General features: G+C 40.9%; 23 protein-coding genes and 1 pseudogene. 9 read left to right on the top strand and 15 right to left on the bottom strand.

Translation table 11 applies throughout. From position 1 onward, the window contains the following. Nucleotides 1-13 precede the first annotated feature (13 nt). Entirely contained in the window at nucleotides 14-1,345 is a 1,332-nt protein-coding gene (locus tag JWG40_RS10660) for a hypothetical protein (protein WP_205285787.1), read from the top strand. Nucleotides 1,346-1,355: 10 nt separating this feature from the next. Here JWG40_RS10660 and JWG40_RS10655 read toward each other — a convergent pair whose 3' ends face one another. The 3 genes from JWG40_RS10655 to JWG40_RS10645 form a co-directional block, all read right to left on the bottom strand. Further along, on the bottom strand, nucleotides 1,356-1,988 hold the full coding sequence (locus tag JWG40_RS10655; RefSeq protein ID WP_205285942.1) for a lytic transglycosylase domain-containing protein: 633 nt from the start codon (nucleotides 1,986-1,988) through the stop codon (nucleotides 1,356-1,358). 51 nt (nucleotides 1,989-2,039) lie between these two features. Next, nucleotides 2,040-2,408, bottom strand: coding sequence for a response regulator (locus tag JWG40_RS10650; protein ID WP_232369322.1), 369 nt, complete (start codon nucleotides 2,406-2,408; stop codon nucleotides 2,040-2,042). An 80-nt stretch (nucleotides 2,409-2,488) separates the two neighbouring features. After that, entirely contained in the window at nucleotides 2,489-3,892 is a 1,404-nt protein-coding gene (locus JWG40_RS10645) for an aspartate ammonia-lyase (protein WP_205285785.1), read from the bottom strand. A 65-nt stretch (nucleotides 3,893-3,957) separates the two neighbouring features. On the opposite strand from JWG40_RS10645, the gene JWG40_RS10640 reads away from it, so the two are divergent. The 7 genes from JWG40_RS10640 to JWG40_RS10610 all read left to right on the top strand — a co-directional run bounded on the left by JWG40_RS10640 (nucleotide 3,958) and on the right by JWG40_RS10610 (nucleotide 7,262). Next, nucleotides 3,958-4,314 carry a hypothetical protein gene (locus tag JWG40_RS10640; RefSeq protein WP_205285784.1) on the top strand — a complete coding sequence of 119 codons (357 nt, stop codon included), beginning with the start codon at nucleotides 3,958-3,960 and terminating at the stop codon, nucleotides 4,312-4,314. 37 nt (nucleotides 4,315-4,351) lie between these two features. Continuing rightward, nucleotides 4,352-5,035, top strand: a complete 684-nt coding sequence (locus tag JWG40_RS10635) for an SH3 domain-containing protein (RefSeq protein WP_205285783.1) — start codon at nucleotides 4,352-4,354, stop codon at nucleotides 5,033-5,035. A 92-nt stretch (nucleotides 5,036-5,127) separates the two neighbouring features. Continuing rightward, nucleotides 5,128-5,508 (top strand): TIGR04452 family lipoprotein, encoded by a 381-nt coding sequence (locus JWG40_RS10630; RefSeq protein WP_205285941.1) that lies wholly within the window; start codon nucleotides 5,128-5,130, stop codon nucleotides 5,506-5,508. A 95-nt stretch (nucleotides 5,509-5,603) separates the two neighbouring features. Continuing rightward, nucleotides 5,604-6,056 (top strand): Spy/CpxP family protein refolding chaperone, encoded by a 453-nt coding sequence (locus JWG40_RS10625; protein WP_135660925.1) that lies wholly within the window; start codon nucleotides 5,604-5,606, stop codon nucleotides 6,054-6,056. A gap of 3 nt (nucleotides 6,057-6,059) precedes the next feature. After that, nucleotides 6,060-6,584: an RNA polymerase sigma factor gene (locus JWG40_RS10620; RefSeq protein ID WP_205285782.1), complete on the top strand. Its 525-nt coding sequence runs from the start codon at nucleotides 6,060-6,062 to the stop codon at nucleotides 6,582-6,584. Then, nucleotides 6,565-6,828: a hypothetical protein gene (locus JWG40_RS10615; protein WP_205285781.1), complete on the top strand. Its 264-nt coding sequence runs from the start codon at nucleotides 6,565-6,567 to the stop codon at nucleotides 6,826-6,828. The genes JWG40_RS10620 and JWG40_RS10615 overlap by 20 nt, the downstream gene beginning before the upstream one ends. Before the next feature lie 146 nt (nucleotides 6,829-6,974). After that, nucleotides 6,975-7,262, top strand: a complete 288-nt coding sequence (locus JWG40_RS10610; protein ID WP_205285940.1) for a hypothetical protein — start codon at nucleotides 6,975-6,977, stop codon at nucleotides 7,260-7,262. 83 nt (nucleotides 7,263-7,345) lie between these two features. Here the strand turns inward: JWG40_RS10610 and JWG40_RS10605 are convergent, their stop codons facing one another. The 12 genes and pseudogenes from JWG40_RS10605 to gltB all read right to left on the bottom strand — a co-directional run. After that, entirely contained in the window at nucleotides 7,346-8,032 is a 687-nt protein-coding gene (locus JWG40_RS10605) for a sulfite exporter TauE/SafE family protein (RefSeq protein ID WP_205285780.1), read from the bottom strand. Next, complete coding sequence (locus JWG40_RS10600) at nucleotides 8,010-8,207, bottom strand: cbb3-type cytochrome oxidase assembly protein (RefSeq protein WP_002975779.1); 198 nt, start codon at nucleotides 8,205-8,207, stop codon at nucleotides 8,010-8,012. Before JWG40_RS10600 ends, JWG40_RS10605 begins: the two co-directional genes overlap by 23 nt. Then, entirely contained in the window at nucleotides 8,189-10,651 is a 2,463-nt protein-coding gene (locus tag JWG40_RS10595) for a heavy metal translocating P-type ATPase (protein ID WP_205285779.1), read from the bottom strand. Before JWG40_RS10595 ends, JWG40_RS10600 begins: the two co-directional genes overlap by 19 nt. Next, on the bottom strand, nucleotides 10,648-11,139 hold the full coding sequence (locus tag JWG40_RS10590; protein ID WP_232369320.1) for a FixH family protein: 492 nt from the start codon (nucleotides 11,137-11,139) through the stop codon (nucleotides 10,648-10,650). The genes JWG40_RS10595 and JWG40_RS10590 overlap by 4 nt, the downstream gene beginning before the upstream one ends. Beyond that, nucleotides 11,139-12,458, bottom strand: coding sequence for a cytochrome c oxidase accessory protein CcoG (gene ccoG / locus JWG40_RS10585; protein WP_205285778.1), 1,320 nt, complete (start codon nucleotides 12,456-12,458; stop codon nucleotides 11,139-11,141). The genes JWG40_RS10590 and ccoG overlap by 1 nt, the downstream gene beginning before the upstream one ends. A 2-nt stretch (nucleotides 12,459-12,460) precedes the next feature. Beyond that, complete coding sequence (locus JWG40_RS10580) at nucleotides 12,461-12,991, bottom strand: c-type cytochrome (protein WP_205285777.1); 531 nt, start codon at nucleotides 12,989-12,991, stop codon at nucleotides 12,461-12,463. A 5-nt stretch (nucleotides 12,992-12,996) separates the two neighbouring features. After that, nucleotides 12,997-13,146 (bottom strand): cbb3-type cytochrome c oxidase subunit 3, encoded by a 150-nt coding sequence (locus JWG40_RS10575; protein WP_135578242.1) that lies wholly within the window; start codon nucleotides 13,144-13,146, stop codon nucleotides 12,997-12,999. 4 nt (nucleotides 13,147-13,150) lie between these two features. Then, nucleotides 13,151-13,846, bottom strand: a complete 696-nt coding sequence (ccoO, locus tag JWG40_RS10570) for a cytochrome-c oxidase, cbb3-type subunit II (RefSeq protein ID WP_205285776.1) — start codon at nucleotides 13,844-13,846, stop codon at nucleotides 13,151-13,153. Beyond that, nucleotides 13,846-15,276 carry a cytochrome-c oxidase, cbb3-type subunit I gene (gene ccoN, locus JWG40_RS10565; protein WP_205285775.1) on the bottom strand — a complete coding sequence of 477 codons (1,431 nt, stop codon included), beginning with the start codon at nucleotides 15,274-15,276 and terminating at the stop codon, nucleotides 13,846-13,848. Before ccoN ends, ccoO begins: the two co-directional genes overlap by 1 nt. A gap of 194 nt (nucleotides 15,277-15,470) precedes the next feature. Next, nucleotides 15,471-16,442: an LA_0442/LA_0875 N-terminal domain-containing protein gene (locus JWG40_RS10560; protein WP_205285774.1), complete on the bottom strand. Its 972-nt coding sequence runs from the start codon at nucleotides 16,440-16,442 to the stop codon at nucleotides 15,471-15,473. 208 nt (nucleotides 16,443-16,650) lie between these two features. After that, nucleotides 16,651-18,093, bottom strand: a complete 1,443-nt coding sequence (locus JWG40_RS10555; protein ID WP_205285773.1) for a glutamate synthase subunit beta — start codon at nucleotides 18,091-18,093, stop codon at nucleotides 16,651-16,653. Then, nucleotides 18,086-20,719 (bottom strand): annotated as a pseudogene (gltB, locus tag JWG40_RS10550) (glutamate synthase large subunit); the annotation flags it as partial. The pseudogene gltB and the gene JWG40_RS10555, both read right to left, overlap by 8 nt. 55 nt (nucleotides 20,720-20,774) lie before the next feature. Here gltB and JWG40_RS10545 point away from each other — a divergent pair. Beyond that, the coding region (locus tag JWG40_RS10545; RefSeq protein ID WP_232369318.1) for a glutamate synthase central domain-containing protein at nucleotides 20,775-20,965 on the top strand (191 nt) is incomplete at its 3' end.

Genomic DNA, 20,965 nt, shown 5'->3' with positions numbered 1-20,965 from the left:
AGCCTTTTCCAAGATGCGAGACCCTAAACCTTTTTCACCACTTCCTTTCCTTTTTAGCATCTTACTCTTAAGTTTGGGCTTTGCTCTGTTTTCTTATTTTAGACCATTTCCTACTACCGAGACCGAATGGGAGTTTTTGGCCAATACCAAGGCCGCAACAGAAGAAGGGGGACTCGTTTCCGCCAGAGAACCACTCGCTATCTGGTTTGTTGTGGCATGGAAAAAACTTTTTGGGATGAATTATATCCCATCCTTTCTTGTGTTAGCTGGACTTTTTTATAGTCTTTTCCTTCATCTTTTTATGTTGTTACTAAAACAAGAAGAGTGGAAACGAAACCATTACCTTTTGGTTTACCTGGCTGCTTTTTTGCCGTTTTCCTATGGTTTCCCTACTTCTTATTTCACTGAGACACTTTGTCTCGTGTTTTTACTTCTTGTCTTTTTAACTTTTCGATTGGAGAAGATGACAGATCTTCTCATCTTTCCTACCTTTACTGCTTTTGCTTTTTTTTCTAGTTTTATTATGTTTTATCTTGGATTTACTTTTTTTGTAATCTTTACTGGAATTCGTGGGTCTCGTAAGGCCGCGCAAAAAACTTCTGTATTCTATAAAAAGAAAAACATGCCCTTCCTATTTTTACTGGGGTATCTTGGTTTTTTTATCCTCTCTCTCGTTTACTTTTCCTATACAGATTTTTTTGGACCAAACTCCATCTCATTTTTATTCAAAACTTGGTATTCATCAGCGTTACTCATCCTACTGCCACTCATCGTGCTTGGGATTGGCCATGTGTTATTAAAAACAGAAAAAGAATTAAATACGATCACTGCATCGATTGTCATTGTTCTTTGTATTGCTGGCTCTATCTATTTTGTTTTCAAAAACTTAAAATCATTGAACAAAGAACCATGGGAACTCCAATCCAAAAATCTGACCAAGGCTTTTGGACAAGCTCTGATTTTAAAATCAGATCCCATTTATCTACCAAAAGAATTTTCCTTTGCTTTCTATTTCCAAACGGGTACGAAAACGAAATACATGCGTGAGGAAAAGGTTTCCGATAAATCGTTTTTGTATGTGGATGGAATTTGGAACCAAGACATCCAGCTGATACAAAAGTCAGGACTGTTTCGTCGTAATTCTCGGTCCTTTGCAATCGTTCCTGTCAGTGAAGCGGATGTCCTCATCCAAAGAGCCACAGCAGAAAAGATCAAAAATGAAAAGAGTTTGCAATTTATTGTGAAAAAAGTAGACGAAGCTTGGCTAGGTACTGCCATCAAACGTCCGTTTGATGTGTATACAGCCGGCCTGCAGAAAAAGTTTGGATACCTAACTTTTTATTAGATTCTAAATTTTAAGAACTAAAATCTTTATAGTAACGTTTGACTTTGTTTACGTATTTTTGTGTTTCTTCGTAAGGAGGAATGCCTTTGTATCGTTTCACTGCGCCTGGCCCTGCATTGTAAGCCGCAATGGCTTTTTCCGGATCTTTGAATTCTTTCATTAGGCCTTTTAAAAATTTCACACCACCGCCAATATTGTCTTCGGGATCAAAGGGATCTGCGACTCCTAAAGATTCTGCTGTTTCTGGCATCAGTTGCATAAGGCCCATGGCACCTTTGGGAGATACAGCTTGGGGTTTAAAATTCGATTCTGCTTTGACCATGGCTTTTACCAAATTGGGATCCATCCCTTGGGATTTCGCAATCGATTCAATGGTTCCGAGAATGTCTGTTGGTTTGTTTCCAAGATCCGTTGATGACAGAGTGGTTTTGGACCTTTCTTCGGGAAAGGGGAGGGAGATGGAATCAACGGGCTTTATTTGAGAAGGAACTACTGGCAGGTTTTGTGCTGGGTTTTGTTTGTTCCATTCCCTCTCTAAAACATCAGGAAAAGAAACCAACGACTTCGGATTTTCCGAAAGTTTGGAAAGGGATTCCATCCGATTTAACACAGAAGATACAGAGGGAATATCAGTCAGTCTCACATCTAAAAGATCGGCCAAGAAGGGAAAAACTGAAGAAAAAAATATGTCTCATTAGCCCACTGAGGGGTTGATCGATTGTAAATCTCTAAGGGAGAGGGGTTTTACAAGGTAGCCTTTTACATTTTTGAATTCTGCGGAACGAGCCTTGTCAGTGGGGTCAATGGAAGAGGTGAGGATATAGATGGGAAGTTTTGCGTATTTGGGATGTTTGCTTATAGCACTTAGGAACTCCCATCCATCCATGATGGGCATATTCAAATCTAAAAATAATAAGTCAGGGTCGACAGATCCGCTTAAGAGGGCATTTAAGGCATCCTCACCATTTTGGAATCCATGGATTTCGTCTGCAAAAGAAAATTTCTCCATCAAAGTTTTGATGAGAAATGTTGTGATCACATCATCTTCAACTAGGTATACCATACTTAATTGTTTCATAAATTACGAATAGAGCCGAGCGTATTTTCCAAAAAAAGAAAAAGAAAGCAAGAAATAAACCTATTCTAAAGTGTATGGGGTGATGTGAGGATTTCTGGTCTCAGAATCTCTTTTAGTTTAGTTTCTTCTAATAATCCGAGTTCAAGTACGATGGATTCAACCGATCGGTTCTCTAATAGGGCTTTCTTTGCTACAAGGGTTGCGTTTTCGTACCCAATGTATGGATTTAAGGCCGTGGCAAGGCCTGCAGAGGTTTTGACTCGAGATTCGAGTAGTTCACGATTGGCTGTAATTCCATTGATACAATTGGTTTCTAATGTTTTACAACCGGCTGTTAGGTGCTCAATACTTTTAAAAAGACTATGGGCGATAATAGGTTCGAAAGCATTCAGTTGGAGTTGTCCCGCTTCTGCCGCCATTGTGATCGTGATGTCGTTTCCAATCACTTCATAAGCGATTTGGTTGACCACTTCTGGGATGATAGGGTTTACTTTTCCCGGCATAATGGAGGATCCTGCAGCTTTGGCAGGAAGATTGATTTCGTTAAACCCACCTTGTGGCCCACTGGAAAGAAGTCTTAGGTCATTACATACTTTAGAAAGTTTGGTCGCAATTCGTTTGAGAACACCAGATAACTGTACAAAGGCGCCTGTGTCTTGGGTGGCTTCGATCAAATTGGGTGCGGCAATTAGACTAAGCCCTGTGTCGTTGGATAAAATATCCGTGACAATTTGAGAATACCGAATGTCTGTATTGATTCCGGTACCGATGGCCGTAGCCCCTAAATTGATTTCTCCAATGAGGGAGGTAGCTTCTTTTAATCGGCTGATATCCTCACCTAACATAACATCGTAGGTAGAAAATTCTTGTCCCAGGGTCATAGGCACTGCATCTTGCAATTGGGTTCTACCAATCTTTAAAATATCCTTGAACTCTTCTGATTTTTTGCGGAAAGCTAATTGGAGCCCTTCCATCGCCGCGAGTAATCCTTTGATGGCAAACACCGCAGCAACTTTAATGGAAGTGGGGTATACATCATTTGTACTTTGCGACATATTGACATCATTTAAGGGATGTAGGTGATCGTAGTCTCCCTTTGAAAATCCATTCATTTCTAAAGCTATATTTGTAATCACTTCATTGGCATTCATATTGGTGGAAGTCCCAGCCCCACCTTGGATTACATCTACAACAAATTCAGAATGGAACTCACCGTTTAGGATTCTATCGCAGGCTTCCGTAATCATTTTTGTTTTTTCTTTGGAAAGTTGTCCCAGTTGTAAATTGGCTTTGGCAGAGGCCCTTTTGATATAAGCAAGGGCTCGAACTAAGTCAGAATAGGTTCCGATGGTTTTACCAGTAATGGGATAATTTTCTAGGGCTCGCAGGGTATGGATGCCCCAATAGACAAAGGCCGGGAGATCTCGCTCCCCCAAAAGGTCGTGTTCTCTGCGTGTGGCTTGGTTCATAGTTTCCTAAATTCTCTTGGATAGGACGAAAGATACTCGACCAAATCCAAATGGGAAGAAGATTTATGTTGCCGATGTTTAAAATCAGACTTTCACTTCTCGTTCTCCTATTTCCTTTTTCCCAGGCAGTTCTCGTGGGAAAGGAAAAACAACCCACTAATGTTTCTTGTAAACAAAAAGAAGAAACCGTAAAAACCATCTTTCAACTATTACCGGAATCGGAAAGATCCTGTGTCGATATCGCCAAACTAGTGCTTACAGAAGAAGACGAAGAGGGCGAAAAATTGGACAAAGAATATGCCGACCTATTTTTGAAAGTATGTGAACTCAAACGGAAAAAACTTTCATTAGAAGAAATCCGGGAAAATCTTGGGATCGCAAAACAATGTGCCATTGCCGTAAATATGTCGAAAAAGAATTGATTCTTTACAGGTTTGGTTTATCCTTCTCGCAAGTTTTATGCTAAAATACTACACATTTCTTCTTCTTTTTTTCCTCGTCCCTACAATTCTCTTACCTTGTGACCCTTTTACATCAAAAACGTTAACACCTATCGACCATTCGGCGAAGGATAAAAGTTTTGTTGAATTCAAAAACAAATTCCAAAAAATCCTGAAATCCAAAGACCGGAAAACCTTGGAAGAGGTAATCGACAAAGACATTCATTTTTCTTTTGGTGGGGAGGAGGGAAAAAAGGATTTTTTAAAATCATTCCAACTAACAGAAAAACCATCATCTTCTAATTTTTGGGAACTGATGGAAGAGGTTGTCAAATTGGGTTTTCGACAGAACAAAGAAGGACAAATGGTGGCTCCCTATTTTTTCGAAACCTTCCCTGGTGATTATGATCCCTTCACTCATTATTTGGTCATTGGCAAGAATGTCAACGTAAGAGAAGATGCTTCCAAAGAATCAAAATCCATCGAAAAGCTTAGTTATCAAATTGTGAGAGCAGAAGCAGATGATTTGGATGGAAGGCGTCTGGAGAAGGAAAGTAACTGTAACTGGAAAAAAATATGTACACCGCAAGGAAAACCAGGGTACGTATGTGACCGGTTCTTACGTAGTCCTCTTGACTACAGAGCCTTCTTTGAAAAAAAGAAAAACAATTGGTATCTCACTATCTTTATCGTAGGCGATTGACCACTGTTAATTAAAGAATCACTCTAGTTTTTTCTTGAAACACAAATATGGATGAATTAGATTTGGTGAAACCATTGTCCAAGGAAACATTTATGTTAAAAAAATTACTTTTTGTTGCTTTAGCGTTTTCGCTAACTAACTGTTTGATCTTAAATCCAGCAGGCGCAACGATCGATCGTGAAAAAGGTTCTGTTGCGGCTTCCCGAATTACTGATGCGGCTATCCAAACGGACTTAGTCAGATCTATCATTTTAATTGGTAGAGCTGACATCAGTATACTTAGTTTAGTGGCGCCGGATATTGCAAATATCCAGTCTGAAAAATACTATGTCAAAGCTGATATAGATCAGTGTATTACTGACATCCAAGGGTTTAAAGGAGTGGTCCTTGGTCCAACAATCGCCAATATCATTTCATGCCAAGATTTGAAAACAGATGGTTATATTACGGGAGACCCGTTTCCAAGTTTCTAATTTAAATTTTTTAGTCCCTGCCTCTTTTTTTCAGAGGTAGGGAACTCTTCCTCGATCTTCCGGGTCTTATTTCCCAAACAAACAAGGAAGGTTTTATGATCTCTCTCAAACAAGTTTTAAAAATCACAACAACAGTCGGTCTTGTATCCGTTATGGCATTTGCCTTCGGAAATTGCCGTGGACATAAAGATTTCGAAAAACGTATCGAATGGGTGGCTTCTAAACTGACATCCAAATTAGATTTGGATGAAACACAAAAAGCAAAATTAGAAACCATCAAAGCGGAACTCATTGCTAAACACAAAGAAATGAAACCAAAACATGAATCTTGGGCAAAGGAAATGGCTACACAGATTCGGGCTGAGAAAATTGATACCAAGTTATTGGATAAAATGAGTATCGAAAGAGAAACTCGCCATCAAGAGATGCGTAAGTTTTTTCAATCCAAACTTGTTGAATTCCATGCAGTTTTAAAACCAGAACAAAGGGAAAAATTTGCTGATCTAGTGGAACGTTTCGCAAGCCGCCACCAACCACCGGAAGAGTAAACAATGCCAGAGTTTGACTTCGAAACAGTAGTCAAAGAAACCAAATATTTGGTTCTTAAAACGGTCGGTGATACTCTCATCGACCGTTTTGATGATGCTACAGAAGATGTAGTTCAGGAAGTATACTTTCGTGCTTTTAAATCTTTGGAGAAGGGTGGGTTTGATGGAAGGTCCAAGATTTCTACTTGGATCTACACCATTGCTCGTAATGAATCCTTACGTATGAATGAAAAACGATTACGAGAAGAAGAGAAAGCAAAACGATACTTAGTAAAAAACAAAGTTCAACTTTCGGGCGCACGCGATGCAGCTACATGGGAAAAGGAAGACTGGATCGAATCCATGCTTGACAGGATCCCTGAAGTGTATCGCCAAACCTTACGCCTTTATTTGGCTGGTAATACGATGGAAGAAATTGCGAAGGAATTGGAAATCCAACAAGGAACAGTAAAGTCACGTTTGTTCCGAATGAAAGAATGGATCCGCAAACACATACCAGGAGGAAAAAATGAATTCCAAGAATCCTAAAAAATGGGAACAACTTTTGAATGATTCTGATTTCGAATTACGTTTAGTAAGACAGACCAAAGTTAGGATCAGAACCGAGAAGACTAAACGCAAAATTTATGTCGCTTTAGCTACTTCTAGTTTGGTCTTTTCCCTATTATTTTTTAATGAGTTGATCATTGAGCCTAGTGAACTATCAACTAATATCCATTATCTGGTGGATGAACTCAGTTCAGAATCGATTGTGAGTTTGAGTATGGATTGACATTTATCAATGATAAAAGTTAGGAAAGAGAACAGAAGGTTTTTTTAAAAAGGGTGTGATTTTGTTTTCCTTTGCGTCATAATTTAGGAAAGGGAAGTGAAAATATGAACGCCTGCATCCTATACCTCAACAAAAAACGAATTGAGATGATCAAATTTGAATCAGACCAAATGCGATCTAAAACTTGGGAGAAACCGATGGAATCGGATGTCTGGGATTTTGAGGAGATCACGAATACCTTACAGTCACCAAGCGAGGTCATCCTTGTAGGAGAGTCGGAACTGAATACTCAGTATAGACGATGGTTAGTCAATCATGACCGAAACTTAGCAAAAAAACTCATCGCCGTGATTGGCAATAACAACGATACCAATATCAACCAAGACTTAGTGAGTCACTTCAAAGAAAAATATTTCCGAGGGAGAAGTTTTTAAGTATACGGCACTAGTGACCGTATTTCAGTATTAGGTGGATGTAAGCGACAGTTTAACTGAAATAAGTTAAGAGAACACTGGAGTTACAACAAGTGGTCACAAGATTCTCCATGATTATGGAAAAACAATCTATAGAGTAAAAAACTGAGAGAAGTTAAAATCATAAGAGTTCCAAAAGCTGGAATCCACTTCGGTTGGATGTGGTGCCTCCATTTTCCTACAAGGATACTCAGTCCGGTGAGTGCCGGAACTGTTCCCAAATAAAAGAAGAACATCACAAGACCTCCTGTGAGTAGGTTTCCTGTGGCAAAGGATGCTGCATAGGCTGGATACAAAACTCCACAAGGGAGTAGGGCACTCACAATTCCGATTCCAAATCCAAGTCCATTTTTACTAAACCGAGAACGAACCTTCTCTAAAAACTTTCGAATCCCTTGAGGCAAAGCTCCAAACGTTGAAGTTGATTTGAGGGAGTAGGTGCGGATGGCAAATACAATCAGAAATAAAAAAGTAAATACTCCTGCAACACCTTTGATCGCAGTTAGATCTCCTAAGGCATTGGCTCCTTTGCCAAGAAAGCCAAGTACCATACCTAAAAAAGTATAAGAAATCATTCTTCCTAGGTGGTAGAGATAAATGGGAATGGGTTTTCCTTTTTCTGTTTGTAGAAGCGAAACAAAGGGACCACACATCACCAAACAATGAAAACTGCTGACGAATCCATACACAAGTATGGATACAAAGAAGCTAAGATTTGCTAGTTGGTCCATCGGTTTGATTTGGTTTTGACTTACTTTGTGGGTATTCTTCTTCTTCGAAGAACATTCTATATTTGGGAGATTCTATGTCCTCAAACTGGCCTTTGCGAAAAGCAGTGATAAAGACATAGAGAAAGAAGGCGGCAATACACATTGCCATAGGGATGGTTAAGTAGAGGGCTTCCATTGGGGGATCCTAAATCTAATGGAAAGAGAATTGAGAAGGACTGTCAAGCTAGAACATGCCATAAACACAGCACAGATTACGGGCAACATAAGCCCGAACATGGCAAGTGGTAACATGATGGAATTATAACAGAAAGATATGATGATATTTTGTAAAATAACCTCTCTTGTTTTTTTTGCAGAAAGTAGGGAATGCACAAGCCCATTCAAATTGCCTGAAGTCAAAACAACATCTGATTTTTCTAAAGAGAGGTCTTCTGCTTCTGTATGAGAAATGGAAACATTGGCCTGTGCCAAAGACAAACTATCATTGATCCCATCTCCCACCATAATGACAATATTTCCTTTGTTTTGGGATGCAGCGATGAGGCCGCGTTTGTCTTCGGGGGAAAGGTCAGAGGAATATTTTTCGATTCCGAGTGTATCTGCAATGAACTTCACAGCTGCATAACGATCCCCAGAAAGGATAGATAGGTTCGGAACAAAGTGTTTGAGTAAGGAAACAAAAGACCTGGCACCAGGTCGTATTTCATCTGCGAGTAAAAAACTTCCCCGATAAGTTCCATTCACAGCAAGTAAAATCAAAGATCCTTCCCCTTCGGGCATTTTTTCCATCGGGATTTGTTCTTTTTCGAGTAAACTTCTGTTCCCAATCAGCACGGAAAGTGAATTAGAATCCATTTCTAATTCTGCTTTCACTCCACGCCCAGGGATGTTTTCTAAATTTAGCAGCCTGATGGAGTTTGCTCTTTTAGTAACAGAACTAAATGGGTCTAAATATTTCACAAGTGATTTGGCCAAAGGATGGTTCACTTCTTTTTCGATTCGATAAACAAGTGGTAGGTGGTCATCGGATACAGATACTTGTCTTACTAAAAATTTACCTTCGGTTAGAGTCCCTGTTTTATCTAAAAAGATGGTGTTGGCTTTGGCGAGTGCTTCCACAACAGAAGGATTTTTTAAAAGTACACCTTTATCGGCATTGAGAATATGATTGGTAACAAGGGCTGTGGGAACAGAAATCCCCAATGCACAAGGACAGGCCACAATCAGAACAGAAATGGTTGTCACAAGGCTTTGTTCTAGGTTCCCACCTGATACAAAGTACCAAACAAAAAAACATAAAAACGCCAGTCCAAAGACTACAGAGATAAAATACGAAGCGATACGTTCTGTGAGAATTTGTAATTTTGGTTTGAGATGGAGTGCTTCCTCTAACCTGAGTTTGAGGGAAGAAAGAGTGGAGGCATGATAATCAGAACCTGCGACGATTAGTGCTGGGTTGTCCATTGCGAGGGAACCGGCAAGGATACTGTCCCCTCGTTTTTTTCGAATCGGTAAAGACTCACCAGTGAGAAAGGATTCGTCTACATAGGTTTGTTCAGAGATAAGGATGGCATCCACTGGAATGCGTTTTCCTGGAGCCACACGAATTTTGTCTCCAGTTTTGATTTCACTACTGGGAATTGTTTCTTCCCCAGAGTCTGTCACTCGGATGGAAGTCTCTGGAAGTTTACAAAGAATGGATTCTAATTTATCAGAAGCAAACACTCTGGCTTTTTCTTCGAAGTACTTCCCAATCAATATAAAGAAGTAAATCATCGCCACCGAATCAAAATAGACCTCACCCACATCAGTCAGTGTTACATAAACCGAATAAAAATAGGCCATGGAAATTCCTAAAAACAATAGGAAGTCCATAGAAAGTGTGCGTCGTCTGACACTTGTTAAAAAGCCAGACATAAAAGGATATCCGGAATATAAATACGCAGGAGTGGCAAATACCCAAGAGGCATAGTGGAAAAGGCGTTTGATATCTAAGTCAATTCCAGTGAAATATCCTGAATATAAGGCAACACTTAAGATCATGATATTTCCAAAACAAAACCCGGCCACACCGATACGAAGGAGTAGGGTTTTTAGTTGTTTTGTTTTTTCGAGTGTTCCTTCTGTTGGGGAGAATAGGACAGGTTTGTACCCAATGGCACGAATGAGAGTTAGGATTCGAGAGATTTTGATTTTGGAACGATCAAACCGAACTCTTGCTCTACCGGAGGCAAAATTGATTTGAGTCGAGAGGATTCCCTCTTCTTCGTTTAAAACTTTTTCATTGATCCAAACACAGGCAGAACAATGGATATTCGTGATTTGGATGGAAACTTCAGAATGATTTCCTGAGGTGCGAACAAACTTTTCGTATACAAGTTCGTTTTCCAGATCCAGATCGTTATCTTCGATGTTTACAGGATCAAGTTTTGTGTTTCCCTTTAAGTTGTAATAGTAACTTCCACCGAGTGAGTTGATGATGGAGTAAACTGTTTCACAACCTTCGCAACAAAAAACTTTTGTATCATTTGCGACCTTTGCTTCAATCCTTACCAATCGGATGGGATTTCCACAATGGTCACATTCTGTTTTGGTTAGGACTGAAAGGTTTTCGTTCATCGAACGGAGATCTTTCCTTCTCTTTCAAAGGATTTACCATCAATGTCTGCAACCAGCCGCAAATTCCAAGTTCCCTTTTCTAAAAGTGGAATTTTGCCGCTAAATCCATTTGCGTTTGGTTTTAAGTTATAATGTACTGTGTTCTTTGTCGTTGCATTTCGTTCTAAATACACGACCATAGACTTTGCAGCAGTAATAGTTCCAGCTTTTTCCAATTGGACTGAAATTTCGGATTCCCCGAACGGAATGAGGTTCAAGTTGTCCCAATTGGATTTTAAGACATACCCCTGTTTCAAAAGTTCCTTTTGGTTCTCAATTGCCTTTTCGTAGTTGAGTCCGATTTCGTAATAGTTTTTATCCATTACCGGTTCAAAGTTTTTGTAAGTAAGACGAATGGTATAGAACGTGGCTGCCACAAGAGCAGTAAAACTAAAAAGTACCACATACATGGCGTTTCGTAAGCTTGGGTGTAATTCTTTAAACATCATTACCTCCTTGGTAATGTTAAGGAGAGTTTTTTCTCCAACCGTTCGTCTGGATCTTGTGCATTGTTTAACACAATAGAACCTGGTAAATATCCTTCATTTAATTCTTGTTCTGTGAGAGATTGTGTCTCTAAAACCACAGAAATACTTTTGATTTCGCCTGATCCCAATTTGAATTGGTTGTTTTCCTCACCGGAGCGAATTAAAATTTCTTTTCCATGTCTTGTATCAAATGCAGAGAGATGGAATTCCTTTTCAATTGGCGCAATATTTTGAATGCGTAGAGCGACGAATGCCCTGATTTTGTTTTCGGGAATTAGAATCGGGGGCATGGATTTATTAGATGCGGCAATCATCGACATAGGACTTCTTGTAATGAGTTGGATGATCGCTCCTGAAATGACCACTGTCAAAAGAATCGCATAAACAACGGTTCTTGGACGAATCCATTTGATTTTGGCACCGGTTTCAATTTGTTTCAGAGAGAAGTATCCGATCAGTGTTTTTTTGTCTTCTTTTGCCATGATGGATGTGCATGCATCTACACATTTTCCACAAGCCACACAACCAACTTGTAGACCTTCACGGATATCGATCCCGGTAGGGCAAACAACCACACACATATTGCAAGAGATACAATCCCCGATTTTGGTTTTCCCATCGCGGCGAGGTTCCCCTCGTTTGAAGTCATAAGTCACATTCCAAGAATGTTCATCCATTAGGAGGGTTTGGAATCTTGCATATGGGCAAGCATAACGGCAGAACTGCTCTCGGATAAATCCGATATCGATAAACATAGCCGCAGTAAAGAATAATGTAAAATAAAAGTAAGTTTGTGAAAATGCAGCTAAATTGGTATAGTCAGCTAACATTTCATAGGGACTTACAAAGTAAGCAATCCAATGGAAGGAAGCAATAAAGGATACAACAACCCAAAGAAAGTATACTGTGAGTTTTCCGTGAATCGATGCATCCTTCTTCCCATATTTAGAATCCAAAACAAACCGACCAATTCTATCGAATAGATCGGTATAAATGGTTTGAGGACACCCCCATCCGCACCAAACACGGCCAATGACGGAGGTGAAAAAGAAAAGAGAGAGCCCCATTGTCAGCAGGAAAAACCATAAAATTAATCCTTCTTGTGGGATAAAAAGACCACCAAACAGGTGAAACATCCTATGAGGGATGTCCAGCCGGATGAGAGGGCTACTATCTGGTAACACTACCCATGGCGCTGCTAAAAATAAACCTACGAGAAAACTCATAACGAAGTTTCTACGTGTTCTTACTTTCCCTGTCTGTGGTCTTGAAATGATCATCTTTATTTAGCCTTTACCAAACTACTATTTTTAGTGGCAATCCATGCCATCACGGCATACACTTTTTCAGCACCTAAACCTTCCCAAGCTGGCATTCCCCCTCGGTTGAGTTTTTGTCTTTCTGGGCCAATTCCTTTCATGATATTGTTAAACACTTCTTTGTCAGTGTTTCCATGAATCCAATCTTTATCTACAAGACTTGGTCCTACAGCACCTTCTGCAGTTGGGCCATGGCAAGCGGAACAAATTTGTTTGTAAGTTCCTTCACCTTCTTTGATAGCAACTGCATCGTCACGGTAAGGGTTTGATCCATCTTCTGTGTTCGCAACAATTGCTTGTTTGGCTGGAAATTGCGCTTCGTGTTCTGCAACTTCTTTTTCAAACGCAACTTCTTGCGGCCATTCAGAATACCAGTGAAAGTATACAACATAACCGATGGAAACGATGATACTGATGAGCCAGACCAATTTCCACCAAGTGGGCATCGGGTTGTCGGCTTGGAAGATTCCGTCTACTTCTTTTGGTTCTTTCATTCGTATTAATCCTCCTCAAGCATTCTATACTTGGGTTTCTCCATTTCGTCTTTCGTACGTTTTTTATAAACGTAGTAGGTGATGTAAGAGATTGCGATCACGAGTATCGGCAATCTCAGACTTTTATAAACGAGTAGAATGTCTGCTTCGTTCATGATCTTACTTCATACCTTTTTGCAACTCTGCAGAATCTCTTCCCAGTTTTTGCAAATAAGCTACGAGGGCTTGTCCTTCGGTTTTGTCCTTTAGAAGAGATGGTGCATTGGCAAAGTCTTCTTCTGTGTAAGGAACCCCGATGGATTTAAGAGCCTTCATGTTAGATACTACTTGTTCTACATCTATCTTATGTGATTCTTCGAATAACCATGGATAGGCTGGCATAATAGAGTTAGGTACTCCACCCACTGTTCTCGGATTGATCAAATGGTTTTTATGCCATTCGTCAGAACGTAACATTTGAGATTCATGCGCTAAGTCTGGACCTGTACGTTTGGATCCCCAAAGGAAAGGGTGATCATAAACATACTCTCCACCTTTAGAATATCCAGTTCTTCCGTAAGCCTTTGTTGGGTCAAAACGGTCCACTTCCCATTTGAATGGTCGAACCATTTGCGTGTGGCATCCGATACATCCTTCTTTTTGGTAAGTGTCACGTCCTGCCAGTTCCAATGCGGAATAAGGTTTTACAGTGGAAATGGGTGTTACCGTTTTTGTCAAAAAAAACGGTGGGATTAGTTCAAAAAGTCCACCAATCACAACGGCAATCGTTGTATAGAGAGTAAACTTAACACCCTTTGTATCCCAACGGTCTGCAATTTCTGAAAACCAATCTAAGAATTTGTTAAATCCAAACATTATGATTTCACTCCTATACGTAAGTCTTGTTCTACAAACCCACTATCTTTGTTTTGAATGGTTTTGATAAAGTTATACACCATAAGTAGAATTCCTGTTAGATAGAGTGTTCCTCCAATCGCACGGAAAAGTCTAAATGGTTTTAAGAACTCAACAATTTCCACCCAGTCTTTATAAACGAGTTCGCCGTTTTCGCCGACTGCTCGCCACATAGAACCTTCCGTAATTCCAGATACCCACATAGAAATGATATAGAGTAGGATACCGAGAGTTCCGAGCCAAAAGTGTGCGTTTGCTAGTTTTTCGCTATAGAGATTGGAATTCCAAAGTCTTGGCACTAGGTAGTATAGAGCTGCGGCAGACATAAATCCGACCCAACCGAGTGTACCTGAGTGAACGTGACCAATGATCCAGTCAGTGTTGTGTCCAAGAGCAGAAACCGCACGAATGGAAAGAAGGGGACCTTCAAATGTAGACATACCATAAAAGGTTACAGCAGCTAACATCATTTTGAGGGTTGCATCCACTTTGATTTTATCTTTTGCTTGGGTCAGAGTAAGGAATCCGTTTAACATACCACCCCAAGAAGGCATCCATAACATGATGGAGAATACCATCCCTGTTGTTTGTAACCATTCTGGAATTGGAGAGTAAAGTAAATGGTGAGGACCTGCCCAAATATAAATAAAGATTAACGACCAGAAGTGAATGATCGAAAGTCTATGAGAGTAAATGGGTTGTTTGATGTGTTTTGGGAGGTAGTAATACATAAGTCCCAAAAATGGAGTCGTAAGAACAAATGCTACTGCGTTATGTCCATACCACCATTGGATGTTGGCATCAAACACACCTGCATATACCGAGTAAGATTTTAAGAATCCTGCTGGGATTACGATGTTGTTTACGATAAAAAGAAGCGGAACAGTTACAAAAGAAGCAATGTAGAACCAAATAGCCACATACATTTGTTCTTCTTTTCGTTTGATCACCGTCATCAAATAGTTTGCAAAGAAAATTACATACCATACAACAATCAATAAGTCGAGAGGCCATTCTAATTCGGCATATTCTTTTGATTGGCTGTATCCAAGTGGTAATGTAATCGCTGCGAGGACAATTGTTAGGTTATACAATGCCAGGTGTATTTTGGAAAGTGTGTCATTCCACATTCTAGTTCGACACAATCTTTGTACTGTGTGGTACGCTGTGGCGAAGATAACACTCAATGCAAATCCAAAAATGGCAGCATTGGTATGTAGAGGTCGTAACCTTCCGAAGCTCGTCCAAGGTAGTTCCAAATTCAGCTGTGGATATACAAGCTGGAAGGCAATAATGACACCGAATGTCATTGATGCGACGCCCCAGACTAACGCTGAAATGATAAACCCTTTTACGATAAAATCGTCATATTGAGTTTTTTCCGTAGCCAATGTTTCTCTCCTTAATCTTTATCAGTTCCAATATATATAGCGAACTAATTCCTTTGTCTATAAAGTGACGAAGAAAAGAAAGAAAAACAGAATCTGGTTCTTTGAATCGCCCCTTGATATTTGTCAAGGGGGACTTTGAGACTTAGACTGAATCTAATTGGTGAGGGGTTGGGTAGCGGACTTTCTAACAGCGGTTAGAAAGTAAACTCATATCCTAATTGTGTACGATGTTCGATACCACGATCTCCCGCAATCGCCGTTGGGTGGTATCCTACGCGATCTACAGAGGAGTGCATGAAGAATTTTTCTTTGCGAGTGTCTTCCATACTTAGGCCAGAACCTGTTGGGTGGAAGTAATAAGCATCAAAGATATTCCAAAAATAGACGAGAAGGGTTGCCACTCCTATATATTGCATTTCCTGATAGTGACGTTCGACAGATTCTCTTTGTCCCTTGAAAGGACCGAGTTGGCTTGCTACCACTGCCTCTGCAGGCGATACCGTAGCGGTACCTTGAGGTGTAAAAGCCGCACGGATCAAACCGTTTGTTGTATAAGGATTTTCTAAATTATTATAATCACGTTTGGCGTTTAAATACATACGGTGTTTGTCGTATGTGAAAAAGAGTCCAATAGCAATGATGGATGGATAAACAATTGCCTGAACCTTTCGGTCTTGTTTCCATTGGCCCCAACCAGGGAGTACTGCCGATCGCCATGCGGCACCTGTTCTTGTTAGGTTTTTGCGGTCGGTTTCGGCTAACTTTGCTTCTTCTTCTTTTTTCCGTTTGGCTTCTGCTTCAGCTGATGCATTTTTTGATGCTAGTTCTTTTTCTAAACGAGCTGCTTCTTCTTGCTCTTTTTTGAGTTTAGCTAATTCTTCTTTTTCTTTTTTAAGCCTTTCTTTTTCTTCTTCGGCTTTTCTGAGTTTGTCTTCCTCTGCAGCAGTTAGGTGGTCTTTATACACCACTTTCAGAATGTCGGTTTTGTTGAGAACAACAGTGGTCCCGTCTTCTTTTCGAATTTTTAGCTTATATTGGTCTTGTTCGACCACCTTACCCTGGAGAGTTCCCCCTTTTTTGAGAAGGATGTTCTCTGCGGATAGGTTACCTGCGAGCACTACCAAAAGTGTTGCGAATTTAATGAATTGTGTAATAGTCAGTTTCAAGGGTATCTCAAGTGTTGGAATATTATATAACAATCTCTATAGTGTTACTTGCTACGTTTCAATTGATCTCTCCAATGATTTTTGCAATTTGGAAGTTAGGCAAGAATTTTTTTGCCAAAGATGGTTCGAAAGTAAGTCCACATTTGGAAACAAATTATCCCTGTTATGACAAGGCATGTTCCAAATGTGGTTCTTAAGGAAAGGAGTTTTATCCTTCTAGGTCTTGCATAAGGAAGTGGTGGACTTGGTCTGCACACTTCCTTCCTTCGGAAATGGCCCAAACAATGAGGGATTGCCCTCGTCTCACGTCTCCACAAGCGTACACTTTTGGTACAGAAGTTGCAAAAGATCCCGGTTTTGTTCCAAAATCCGCCTTTATATTCCCTCGTCCGTCAAGTTCCAGTCCTTCTTTTTGTAAATCAGCGAGTAATCCCTCTTTGACAGGATTTACAAATCCCATGGCTAGAAAGACTAAATCCGCAGGCCATTCAAATTCGGTTCCTGGAACTGGATTGAATTTTCCATTTTCTTCTTTTACTTCCGATCCGTAAATGGCAGTGACTTCGCCTTTTTCATTGGATTTAAAACCCATCGTGGAAACGGCCCATTTTCGACTGACACCTTCTTCATGTGAGGTGGAGGTGCGGAGCATTTTAGGATAAAGTGGCCAAGGAGTCGAAGAGTCTCTTTCCTTTGGCGGTTCTGGGAAAAGTTCAATTTGAGTGACTGATTTGGCACCATGGCGGTTGGAGGTTCCTACACAATCCGAACCAGTATCTCCACCACCAATTACGATGACATGTTTGTCTTTCGCATTGATGATTTCAATATCGTCGCCAGCAACATGTTTGTTGTTTTTGGATAAAAACTCCATAGCATAGTAGACTCCTTTGCTTTTTCTCCCTTCTACGGGTAAGTCTCTTGGAACTTCGGATCCACATGCAAGCACGACAGAATCAAAATCAGCTAATAATTGCTTGGCGGTGATGTCTACACCTACATTGACATTGGTTTTAAAAGTCACACCTTCTGCTTCCATTTGTTTCATGCGGCGATCAATATGTCTTTTTTCCATTTTGAAGTCAGGAATTCCGTAGCGGAGTAGGCCACCAATACGATCATTTTTTTCAAAGACGGTGACTGTATGTCCGGCACGAGCTAACTGTTGTCCTGCGGCAAGACCCGCTGGTCCCGAGCCAACAACGGCAACTTTTTTTCCTGATTTGGAAACGGGTGGTTGTGGAATGACCCATCCTTCTTCCCAAGCACGATCAATGATAGTTCTTTCAATAGACTTAATCGAAACAGGCGGCTCGATGATTCCTAAGGTACAAGCCGACTCACAAGGTGCCGGGCACAACCTTCCGGTAAATTCAGGAAAGTTGTTTGTCTTCGATAAATTTTCCCAAGCCTCTTTCCAGCGACCTCGAAACACAAAGTCATTGAACTCAGGGATGAGGTTGTCAACAGGACAACCTGTATCTCCATGACAGAACGGAATTCCGCAGTCCATACAACGAGCGCCTTGGTCTTTGGCAACAGTCTCTGGGAACGGTTTTTCGAACTCTTTATAGTTCTTTACTCGTTCCTTCGGTTCAATTTTCTGAAGGTATTCTTTTTTAAATTCTAAAAATCCTGTTGGTTTACCCACGAGCTGTTACCCCTTCTTTGTTTGGTTTTCCCGATGCAGTTTCTTCGGCCATTTTTTCTAGAGCTTTTTTATAATCTCTCGGAATCACTTTGATCATTTCTTTGACGACTGTGTCCCAATTGTTAAGAACTTCTTCTGCTCTCTTAGAGCCTGTGTAAGTTTTATGATCTTCTACCATCTTCTTTACTTCCGCAATTTCGGTGGCATCCGTTAACGGATCTAAGTCGACCATTTCTTTGTTGATCTGGGCTTCTTTGTTTTTCTTTGGATCCCAAAGGTAAGCAATCCCACCAGACATACCGGCAGCAAAGTTTCTTCCAATATCACCGAGGATGATAACTCGGCCACCGGTCATATATTCGCAACCGTGGTCACCCGTTCCCTCGACTATGACATGAGCCCCTGAGTTACGAACGCAGAATCTTTCGCCAGCAATCCCATTTACATAAGCATTCCCACTGGTTGCTCCAATAAAACAAGTGTTACCGATGACGATATTTTCTTCTGCTTTGTAAGGGGCCGTTTTTGGCGTTTGGAAGATGAGTTTCCCGCCACAAAGACCTTTTCCTACATAGTCATTGCCTTCGCCAATCAAACGAAGTGTCATCCCTTTGGTAACAAAAGCGCCAAAGGACTGTCCTGCGGTTCCTGTAAATTCGATGTCGATCGTGTCTTCGGAAAGACCATCGACTCCATACTTTTTCGTTACTTCGTGGCTGAGCATTGTCCCTACGGAACGATTTAAGTTCACGATCGTAGTTTGGATTTTGACAGGTTGTTTGTGATCAATCGCAGGAAGTGACTTACGAATCAGTTCGTTGTCGATTTGTTCATCCAAGTGGTGGTTCTGTTCTTTCGCGCGGAATAAACCAGTTGGAAATACAGGAGTTGGTCTATGGAGCACTTTTGTAAAATCAAGTCCCCGTGCCTTCCAGTGGTGGTGAGGTCGTTTGAATTTGATTTTTTCCACTTGTCCGATCATCTCTTCGAAGGTTCTGAATCCAAGTTTCGCCATGATTTCGCGTACTTCTTCTGCAACAAAGGTCATAAAGTTCACAACATACTCTGGTTTGCCGGTAAATTTACTTCTTAAGAATTCATCTTGTGTGGCAACTCCCACAGGGCAGGTATTCAAGTGGCATTTACGCATCATGATACAACCCACGGAGACGAGTGCAGAAGTTGAGAATCCAAACTCTTCAGCACCGAGCAGAGCTCCCACAACCACATCTTTTCCAGTGAGGAGTTTTCCATCCACTGCTAGATACACGCGATCACGGAGTCCATTGGCGACGAGGGTTTGGTGGGTTTCAGAAAGTCCAAGTTCCCAAGGAGTTCCTGCATGGTGAATGGAAGAGATCGGGCTTGCACCCGTTCCGCCTTCATGACCTGCAATGAGGATATGATCTGCATGAGCTTTGGCAACTCCTGCAGCCACAGTTCCTACACCTGATTCAGAAACTAATTTTACCGAGACTCGTGCTCTTGGGTTTGAGTTTTTTAAATCGAAGATCAGCTGTTTTAAATCTTCAATCGAATAAATGTCATGGTGAGGAGGAGGGGAGATGAGAGTCACACCTGGTGTGGAATAACGAAGCCATCCAATGTATTTATCGACCTTGTGTCCTGGAAGCTGACCACCTTCTCCTGGTTTTGCGCCCTGTGCCATTTTGATTTGGATGTCATCGGCATTGGTTAAGTATTCCATAGTCACGCCAAAACGAGCAGAAGCGACTTGTTTAATCGCCGAACGCATGCTATCTCCATTGGGAAGAGTTTTGAACCTGACTGGATCTTCGCCACCCTCGCCTGTGTTGGATTTAGCGCCAATTCGGTTCATGGCAATCGCAAGTGTCGTATGTGCTTCCCAAGAAATGGATCCATGGCTCATCGCTCCTGTTTGGAAACGTTTCAGAATGGATTTCACAGATTCCACTTCTTCAATTGGGATTCCTTTGGATCCTTCGAAGTCGAGATGGAATAAACTTCTAAGAGTGATGGCCTTTTCGTTTTGGTTATCGATTAGGCTTGAAAACTCTTTAAAAGTTTTGTAGTCGTTGTCTTGTGTTGCTTTCTGTAATTTATGTACAGTAATCGGAGTGTAAAGATGGCTATCTCCATTTTTACGGTAGTAGTGAACTCCACCTGGTTCCAAGTTATTAGGGAAGAATGTAGGATCATATGCTGCTTTGTGGCGGCGAACGGTTTCTTCTTCCAACATTTCCAAAGAAAGTCCTTCGATTCTGGATTGGGTTCCTGCAAAGTAAGTGTTGACAAGTTCTGAATCAAGTCCTACAGCTTCAAAAATTTGGGCACCACAGTACGACTGTAATGTGGAGATTCCCATTTTAGAGAATACTTTGAAAAGTCCTTTCCCAATGGATTTGATGTATTTCTTTTTCGCATCCTTGTAATTGGGAACTTCTGGAAGTAAACCTTGTTGTGATAAATCAGCAATGGTTTCAAAAGCAAGATATGGATTGATGGCATTGGCGCCATAACCACATAACAATGCAAAGTGGGCCACTTCTCTTGGTTCGCCGGATTCTAATACAATCCCTGCTTTGGTTCTGAGTCCTTCTCTGATCAAATAGTGATGAAGTCCTGCAACAGCTAGTAGCGAAGGTCATTTCAAAGCCAAAACCTTTGCCATCCTTTTTGATCCATCCAAAAAACATGATATGAGAAACTCACTGGATCGTGTTTGTGCCGATGCAGCCAAAGCGGTTCGTGAACAAGGGGTGAACCTTATCATCTTAACCGATCACGGTGTGGGTGAGAAAAAAGCAGCCATCCCTTCGCTACTAGCTGTTGCAGGACTTCATCACTATTTGATCAGAGAAGGACTCAGAACCAAAGCAGGGATTGTATT

This window comes from Leptospira abararensis, assembly GCF_016918735.1.
In the GTDB taxonomy this organism is placed as follows: Bacteria; Spirochaetota; Leptospiria; order Leptospirales; family Leptospiraceae; genus Leptospira_A; species Leptospira_A abararensis.
This window is presented reverse-complemented; position numbering and strand designations above follow the sequence as displayed.